Genomic DNA, 7,969 nt, shown 5'->3' with positions numbered 1-7,969 from the left:
GCGTCGCGCGCGCGGGTCGCGGTCCGGCTCCATGCCGCCATCATCCCAGCCGCGGCGTCCCGCTGTCCCGGGACCAGGGTCCCGTTGCGGTCCCGCTGTCGTTGCGCTGCGGTCCCGGGTCGCGGTGATCAGCCTTTCGCGGCGAAGGCGGCATCGGCCGCGTCGGCGAAGGCTGCCAGCGAGGTGAACTCGAGGTCGGGGGTCACGCCGATCTGCGGGTCAGGGGTCGCGCCCCAACCCGGTCGGTTGTGGCGACGGTTGATCCATACCGTGTCGAGGCCGATGGCCTTGCCCGGAACGTGGTCGTGGAACAGCGACTGCGCCACGTGCAGCAGCTGCCGCTTCGCGACGCCAAGTTCATCGAGGATCTCGATCAGCACCTCGAAGTTGCGGGGGCTGGGCTTGTACGAGCCGATCCTCTCGGCCGTGTTGACCTGATCGAACACGACATCCATCCGCTTGATGCTGCCTTCCACGCCCTGCTCGTGGACGTTGGAGAGGATGATGAGCTTGTAGTGCTTCTTCAGTCGCGTGAGCGCCACGTGGGTGTCCTCGAACGCGGGCCAGTCGGGCACCGAACGGCCCAGTGCCTGCACATCCTCGTCGGTGACCGGCAGCGCGAGGTCTTTCGCGGTGCGCCGGAACGCGGCCTGCAGCACCTCCGCGTAGACCAGGCCCGGGTACTCGCGCTCCACGGCTGCTTCGTTGTCGGCGTAAGCCAGCAGCAGCGCCTCCTGATCCAACGACGAACCCCGCCGCTGCGCCCACTCCGACAGCACCGTCGCGATGCCGGCTTCCCAATCGACGAGAGTGCCGTACACATCGAAGCTCAGGGCGGAATAGGACGTCAGATCGATCATGACCCCTCCAGGACAGGATGCCGGCGGTCGATCCGCCACTGACTAACTGTATAACAGTAATGCTGTTTCTGAAGGACTACTCCGCAGTCGACGCGAGGTGCCCCTCCAAGAACGTTTGCGCCATATCCAGATGCGCAATCCACGCCTCTTCCAGCGCCGCGAACGGCGTGTCGCCACCCAGCGCGGCGTGCAGCTCTTCGTGCTCCGCATAGAGGGCGGCGGCGTCCGTGTACTGCGCACGCAGCAGGGCGATGAGCAGTCTGCTCTCGTTCGCGATGCCAGCGAAATAGCCCTGCAGCCGCGGGGAGCGGGCCGTACCCACGACCGCACTGTGGAAGGCCAGGTCGGCCGCCGCGATGTGCAGCCAGTCATCCTCACGGCCCTGCAGGTCGGCGAATCCTTGGAGGGCAGCCGTCACCGCGTCGAGCGGAAGACTCGCCCGGCGGATCTCCCGCACGGCATCCAGTTCGATGAGTTTGCGGACGCGGTAGATGTCGCGCACCTGAGCAGGGTCGAAGGTGCGCACGCGGGCACTGAATCCTGGTGAGCGGACCAGCATCCCCTCGTTCACGAGCTGCTGGACGGCGACGCGCGCGGTCGGACGGGCGATCCCGAATGCCGACGCCACCTGGGTATCTTTGATCTCCTCGCCCGCCTTGTACTCCCCCGCGAACAGGCGGTCGCGAAGCCGACTCGTCGCCGCATCGGCGACGGTGACTGTTTCGAGCGGTTGAAGCATAGGCACCGACGAGCCTCCTCGCGTCGGCAGCGACTCTACTCGTCCTCGTCTTGCTGTATGCCTGCTGTACTATCATCCAGAGCAGGGATGCGGTTGGATGCGGGTTTTCTCTTGACAGGTTCGCCCCCGCCTGCTTATGGTGATCTACTCGCCCCCGGCGAGTTCGACCGTCCGCGCACACCAAGGGTCAAGAATGTCGACGCTGAACACGCGCAGTCACTGCTTCACGCAGGGCTTCGTCACGCCGTCATGGCTGGCTGCGCCGTTCATCCACAGCGCCGTCGAACTTCGCCGCACACGCGCCTTCACCTCCCTCTCGGGGTAGCCACCGCCGTCCCATCAGCACGAAGGCCGCCTGCGATTGCAAGCGGCCTTTCTTTGCATGAGGCGACTCTCGAAACCATCAACGAAAGGAGGTTCCATGAGCTATGCACGCTTTGGCGAGGGCGACGTCTACGTTTTCATGAGCAACGTCGGGCTCGAATGCTGCGGCTGCTGGCTGCAAGATCGCGAGTGGGTTGAAGACGAGACCGCCTTCTTCCGCGGGTACTTTCGATCCATCGGCGAGATCGTCGAAACGACCTTCGACTCGACGTGGGGCATGATCGCGCACCTCGATCGGCACCGCGCAGCTGGGCACCACGTTCCTCGCGGCGTCGATGCTGATCTGTGGCGTGATGACGCCGAGAACTTCCCGCGCAACGAGCACAAGCGCTCGCTTCCCCACGGGGGCACCGAGTACGGCGACCGCGAAGTCGCTCTCAGTGGTGAGATTCTGCGTACCGTCGTCGGTTCTGGCGTTCATGGCATCGCGATCGAAGGTACCGATGACCACGACGAACTCGGTATCTATGTCGAGCCTGAGCACTGGGTGCTTGGGCCACTGCAGCATCGCGACGACTTCGTGTGGCGCACCCAAGCCGAGGGTGCTCGGTCAACTCACGGCGACACTGATCTGGTGATGTACGCGCTCGCAAAGTACCTCCGGTTGGCGATCAAGGGTAACCCGACGGTGCTCCTCCCGCTGTTCGCGCCCGAAGACTCGGTGCTGTACTCGACGCCGTTCGGCGACGAACTACGGAGGATCCGAAGTGCCTTCCTGTCGCAGCAAGCGATCGAGCGGTTCCTCGGGTACGCGCAGTCGCAGCATGAGCGGATGCTGGGGGCGAGCAAACGCGGCGTGCCGAATCGTCCCGAACTGATTGCCAAACACGGTTGGGACGTAAAGTATGGCAGTCACGCACTGCGGCTCGCGTACCAGGGCCTCGAGCTTGCCTCGGACAGCACGCTCACCCTCCCGATGCCGGCCGAGTCGCGAGAACGCGTGCTCGCGGTGAAGCGTGGTGAAGTGCCGCGGGATGAAGTTTCAGCCGGGATCTCATCCCTCACCAGCAAGGTGCGGATGCTGCTCGACGAGGGTCGCACGGTGCTGCCCCAGCGACCAGACCTCGACAGGATCACCCGGTACGCCGTCGAAACGCAACGTGGCTTCTGGGCGATGAATCGCTAGCGCGAATCGGCCAGTCGGACGAGAAACACGGGGCGGATGCTGCGCGCTCGCAGCATCCGCCCCGGCGAACGTCATCCGAGTGAGTGAAGCCGAGAAGTCCCCGTCAACGCCCATCACCTCTAGCGGTGCTGACATACGTCTCACGGAATCGGATCGACCGGGGCGGACACATGAGCCAGGCCCCTTCGATGACGAGCAGCGTCACCGCGACAACGGGGCCGAAGAACAGCACCACGGCGTCGAGCACCGTGACGGGTTGCCGGTCGGGGCTCAGCGCGTCCGAGAGCGCAAGCGCCAAGGAAGCAGCCGCCATACCGAAACCGACGACGATCGGAAAGAGCGGATGCGCATCGGCCGAGCGGAAGAGCTGGGTACTGCCATGCCAGGAGCCCATGAGAAGGGCGGTGACGAAGAGGGTGAGCAGGAACAGCATGGCTGCGATCATCAGCAACAGGAGCAGAAACCACAGGATGCCGTCGCGCAAACGAGCTTGCACCCATTCGCCGAACGGCACCAGGACGTTCGCGAGGAGAATCGAACCGACAACGATCACAAGATAGCCGCACCATGCGGCGATGGGAATGAGCACCCGGCGCAGCGTGAAAAGCCTGTTCCCTCGTCGGGCAAGGCACACGAACAGCACGGCTGCGCAGAGGATGAGCGCTCCGATCACCACGAGAACGACCACCGCGTTAACGAATGCGTCGCGCAGTTCCTCGCCGAACGCGCCTCTGCCCGAGATGTCGGTCGCCACCGCCGCCCACACCACGAGGACGACGCCCAGCACATTGGCGATGCGGCCAAGACGCTCGAGCCCACGGTGCTGCACCTCAGAGGGGCGGCTCGCCGGAAAGAGCACCGTGCGCACCAGGCGATTCGCGATCAACGACGGGGCGAGGAGCACCCCTACGATGAAGCCCAGCACGCGGTCGCTCATGCTCCCGACAGGCCTCCGCTCACGCAGAAGCGCGTGCCCACTCAGACAGTGCGGTGCGGATCGCCTCAGAGCGGCTTCGGTGCTCACGTTCGGCACGTGCCATCAGCGCCGATAGCTCTGATTCGCTCAGGCGAACCGTAACCGCACGAGTCGGTTCGTCTGTACGGGCAGGCCGGCCTGGTGCGCGGAACGTCGCGCCAGGAAACCCATCCTCAGCGTTCTTCACGAGACGAGCGATCACTTCTTCGGTGATCTCCACACCGTTGATGGTGCCGTACGAACCGTTCACAGGTCTTGCGATCTTGTCGTTCATCTCGTCCTCCGTTGCATCCTCTCGATCACTGACTTGCGGGCCGGCATCGCATGCATCACCAGGTACCGCGTCCCATTTCCGAAACTCAACGCGCCCACCTCCCATGGCCGCCCCGCGTCATCGAATGCGAGCCGCAGGTACCTCGGAGGCTCATCGTCGTCCGCGCGTGTCTCGTCGGTGCCCTCGACCCACATGCGGATCACCTCGTCGACACTCAATCCACGCTTGAGCGCCGATTCGTGAACCTGCACCTGAACCAACGGCGACCTCTTCCGCAATTACGTACACGATACCACCAGGTTTTCGTGTACAGAGAAGGAGCCCACTCGGTTAGCCGCTTCGACCTCTCGTCAGTCAGCGATCAGACCCGCTGCGAATACTGCGGCGAAGGTTGCGAGTGCCCACTGGACAATTGACTGGCCACCATCATCGCCGTCAGCGCGAACGGAGCGACCACGTTGACCGCCAGCGCGTCGCCGCCGTCGAGCACGCTCACGTTGTGGATCACAGCATCCAACCCGCCGAGACGATCGGCCTGTTCCGCGAGCCGTCGCGTCTGATCGAAGTCGGCGAGGTCGTCTACCCGGCGCGTTCGATCGTCACCGCGCGGGAGCCGCTCCATCCGCGGAAGACGGACACATCGCCGTCGATCTGGCCGATGCGGACGATTCCGGGGTAGGAGGGCACGTCTGTGTAGTAGAGCACGACGACACCGCCGGGTGCGTAGTAGCCGATGGTGCCGGCGGGGGCGCTCTCACCGCGAGGCATGCCCTCCATCGTCAGAGGGATCGGCGGTTCGGCGAGCACCTCCTGCCTCCCGTAGTCGGAGAAGTCGAGGCTGACTGGAAGCTGATCGAGGAGCGACTGCGCGGCAGGGTTGTTCCACAGCCGCGCATCGACGATCTGTTCTCCGAGGACGAAGCAGATCGGGGTCTCGGTCATGGGCTCTCCTGGCAGTTCGGCGGTCGGCTCCGCCGTCGACGTGGACAACGGAGTCGGCGTCGGCGTCTCGGTTGGCGTCGTGGTGGCCGCCGTGGTCGCCGCCGGTTCAGAGGCATCGCCCGACGCACACGCCGTCAGAGCTGTTGCGACGACGAGCACCACGAGGGTCGCCGCAGCAAAGCGGGCCACGACCCCTCTGCCGCGGGCCGGTCGGGACGAGCACTGGCATGGCCGTCATGCTACGTGCGGCGCTCCCGGCGAGGGAGTCCCTGCCAATACCCCTTTCGACCGAGACTCCCTCAGCTCGTCCGCGTGGTGTTGGCTGTCTTGCGAGTCTGCGCACGCGTGACTCGGCACAGAAAGGACCACAGAACCATGTCAACAACGGTGAAGGCCTACGGTGCCGTCAATGCCACCGATCCGCTCGTCCCGCTGACCATCGAGCGCCGTGACGTCGGCCCGCACGACGTGCTGATCGACATCGACTACGCGGGCATCTGCCACTCCGACATCCACACCATCCGCGGCGACTGGGGCCCCATCGCCTACCCGCAGGTCGTCGGCCATGAGATCGTCGGCCGCATCGCCCAGATCGGCAGCGCCGTCACCAAGCATCGGGTCGGTGACACCGTCGGGGTCGGATGCCAGTCCAACTCCTGCCACGTCTGCGCGCAGTGCCTGCAGGGCCACGACCAGTACTGCCTCGCCGGCAACACTCAGACCTACGGCAGCGTCGACCCCGCCGACGGCACGATCACCCAGGGCGGGTACTCCCAGACCGTCGTCACCAACGAGGACTACGTCCTCGTCATCCCCGCCGGACTCGACCCCGCCAAGGCCGCCCCGCTGCTGTGCGCGGGCATCACCACCTACTCCCCGCTCAAGCACTGGAACGCCGGCCCCGGCGTGCGCGTCGGCGTCGTCGGCCTGGGCGGACTCGGCCACATGGGCGTCAAACTCGCCGTCGCCCTCGGCGCCGAGGTCACCGTCCTCTCCCGCGGCACCAAGAAGAAGGCCGACGCCCTGGCGTTCGGCGCGACCCGCTACGTCGACACCACGGATGCCGATGCCCTCCGCGAACTGCGCGGGGGTCTCGACCTCATCGTCAACACCGTCTCCGCCGGCCTCGACATCGCCACCTACCTCGGGCTGCTCGACGTGGACGGCGCCCTCGTCAACGTCGGCGCCCCCGCTGAGCCGTTCACCGTTCCCGCGTTCTCCCTCATCCCCGCCCGCCGCACCCTCGCCGGCTCCACCACCGGCGGCATCCCCGAGATCCAGGAGATGCTCGAGTTCTGCGCCGCACACGGCATCCATCCCGAAACCGAACTCATCGGCGTCGATCAGATCAACGATGCCTGGGAACGCGTCGTGTCCGCCGACGTCCGCTACCGGTTCGTCATCGACACGGAGACGTTCGCCTGACCCGCGCTCGGTGTGCGGCCTCGTTTGGAGCCATGCCGTTGCAGGACGAGATCCGAGACTTCCTCATGACCCGGCGCGCCCGCGTCACCCCTGAGCAGGCCGGGCTGCCGCACCCCGGCGGCAATCAGCGCGCGGCCGACAGGGCCAGCGCCCCGACAAGACAGGCCCCCTCGGCCCCTGTACTCGAACGCCACCCGTGGCAACATCGAGGTGACCGTCTCTGTCGCCGACGATCATCCCCTGTGTCGTGACGCTGGCCGGCGAGGCCGTCATAGACTTGTTCCAAGATATGGGTTGCATGGATGTGTGTAATACCGTATATTTGTTCGTAGTAGATGTTGTGCATGTGCCCCGGATGAGGGCGGGAGCCCCGGCTTCGATGAGTGGATGAATGAAGTCCGTTTCTCGTTGTCGTGGGGTGTTGCCGTGTCTGATGCGTCGCAGCCTGGCTCTTCCTGGCCGGTCCTGGACGACCTGGTCTCTCGGTTGCTCGAGGCGCGCACGAACGTCGCTGCGGCGCAGGCCGAGGAAGCACGCCTGCTCGCCGAGGCGGTCGAGGTGATCGCCGACCGCACCGAACTGCTGAGTCAACGGGCGCAGCAGGCCGGGTCGCGGTACCGGGTCTCGGATGCCGACCTCCCACTGCGAGAAGTGTCCCTCGAGCTGGGCATGGCGATGCGCTCCTCGGACCGGACGGTGCAGTCCCGCATCTCCGAAGCCCACCAGCTGATCCACGACTTTCCCGCCACGTTCGAAGCGTTCCGGACGGGTCAGGTGGATGCCGGGCATGCGTGGGGCATCGTCCGCGCCGGCACCGGTATCACCGACCCTGATCTACGCGTCCGGTACGAACACCTCGCCCTCGCCGCGGCGGAGACGGAGTCCCCCGCCCGGATGACCCAAGCTGCCCGCGCGATCGCCGCGACTCTCGACCCCGACGCGTTCGGCGACCGCACCCGCCGCGCACACGACGAACGAGCCGTGCGGCTGTACGACCTCCCCGACGGGATGGCCAGGCTCATCGCCGACGTCCCCGCCCCCCTCGGATACGCGCTCTGGGATCGGCTCACCGCCATGGCCCACGCCACCCTCACCACCGCCAGCGGCGGCCGGGTGTTCCTGTTCGCCGAAGAAGTGATCAACGGCGGCCGCATCGAGACCCCGGGCGGACAGACGGTGCTGGCCGCCGGCAGCGAGGTCTACCTGCAGGACCCGACCCGCGAGAAGCTGTACGCGTCGGAGG

General features: G+C 66.0%; 10 protein-coding genes. 4 read left to right on the top strand and 6 right to left on the bottom strand.

All coding sequences use genetic code 11. From position 1 onward, the window contains the following. Window positions 1-128: 128 nt before the first annotated feature. Together WBP48_RS09145 and WBP48_RS09140 are read right to left on the bottom strand one after the other, a co-directional pair. Window positions 129-860, bottom strand: a complete 732-nt coding sequence (locus WBP48_RS09145) for a haloacid dehalogenase type II (RefSeq protein ID WP_424439288.1) — start codon at window positions 858-860, stop codon at window positions 129-131. 76 nt (window positions 861-936) lie between these two features. Beyond that, window positions 937-1,599, bottom strand: coding sequence for a GntR family transcriptional regulator (locus WBP48_RS09140; RefSeq protein ID WP_424439291.1), 663 nt, complete (start codon window positions 1,597-1,599; stop codon window positions 937-939). Between the two features lie 193 nt (window positions 1,600-1,792). Here WBP48_RS09140 and WBP48_RS09135 point away from each other — a divergent pair, with 193 nt between their 5' ends. Together WBP48_RS09135 and WBP48_RS09130 are read left to right on the top strand one after the other, a co-directional pair. Continuing rightward, entirely contained in the window at window positions 1,793-1,924 is a 132-nt protein-coding gene (locus WBP48_RS09135) for a hypothetical protein (RefSeq protein ID WP_424439285.1), read from the top strand. 36 nt (window positions 1,925-1,960) lie between these two features. Beyond that, window positions 1,961-3,109, top strand: a complete 1,149-nt coding sequence (locus tag WBP48_RS09130; RefSeq protein WP_424439282.1) for a nucleotidyltransferase domain-containing protein — start codon at window positions 1,961-1,963, stop codon at window positions 3,107-3,109. Window positions 3,110-3,212: 103 nt separating this feature from the next. On the opposite strand, the gene WBP48_RS09125 is transcribed toward WBP48_RS09130, so the two are convergent. From WBP48_RS09125 to WBP48_RS09110, 4 genes are all read right to left on the bottom strand, one after another. Next, window positions 3,213-4,046: a hypothetical protein gene (locus WBP48_RS09125; protein ID WP_424439279.1), complete on the bottom strand. Its 834-nt coding sequence runs from the start codon at window positions 4,044-4,046 to the stop codon at window positions 3,213-3,215. Between the two features lie 19 nt (window positions 4,047-4,065). Beyond that, window positions 4,066-4,359: a ribbon-helix-helix domain-containing protein gene (locus WBP48_RS09120; RefSeq protein ID WP_424439277.1), complete on the bottom strand. Its 294-nt coding sequence runs from the start codon at window positions 4,357-4,359 to the stop codon at window positions 4,066-4,068. Between the two features lie 361 nt (window positions 4,360-4,720). Continuing rightward, complete coding sequence (locus tag WBP48_RS09115; protein ID WP_424439274.1) at window positions 4,721-4,855, bottom strand: hypothetical protein; 135 nt, start codon at window positions 4,853-4,855, stop codon at window positions 4,721-4,723. An 83-nt stretch (window positions 4,856-4,938) separates the two neighbouring features. Continuing rightward, entirely contained in the window at window positions 4,939-5,301 is a 363-nt protein-coding gene (locus WBP48_RS09110; RefSeq protein WP_424439271.1) for a cyclophilin-like fold protein, read from the bottom strand. Between the two features lie 375 nt (window positions 5,302-5,676). Between WBP48_RS09110 and WBP48_RS09105 the strand changes: the two genes are divergently transcribed. Beyond that, entirely contained in the window at window positions 5,677-6,726 is a 1,050-nt protein-coding gene (locus tag WBP48_RS09105) for an NAD(P)-dependent alcohol dehydrogenase (RefSeq protein WP_424439268.1), read from the top strand. 426 nt (window positions 6,727-7,152) lie between these two features. Next, window positions 7,153-7,969: DUF222 domain-containing protein (locus WBP48_RS09100; protein ID WP_424439265.1), on the top strand; the 817-nt coding region annotated here is incomplete at its 3' end.

This window comes from Microbacterium sp. (assembly GCF_049661145.1).
Taxonomy (GTDB): domain Bacteria; phylum Actinomycetota; class Actinomycetes; order Actinomycetales; family Microbacteriaceae; genus Microbacterium.
The sequence above is the reverse complement of the archived record's forward strand: the minus strand, read 5'-3'. Positions and strand labels throughout refer to the sequence as shown.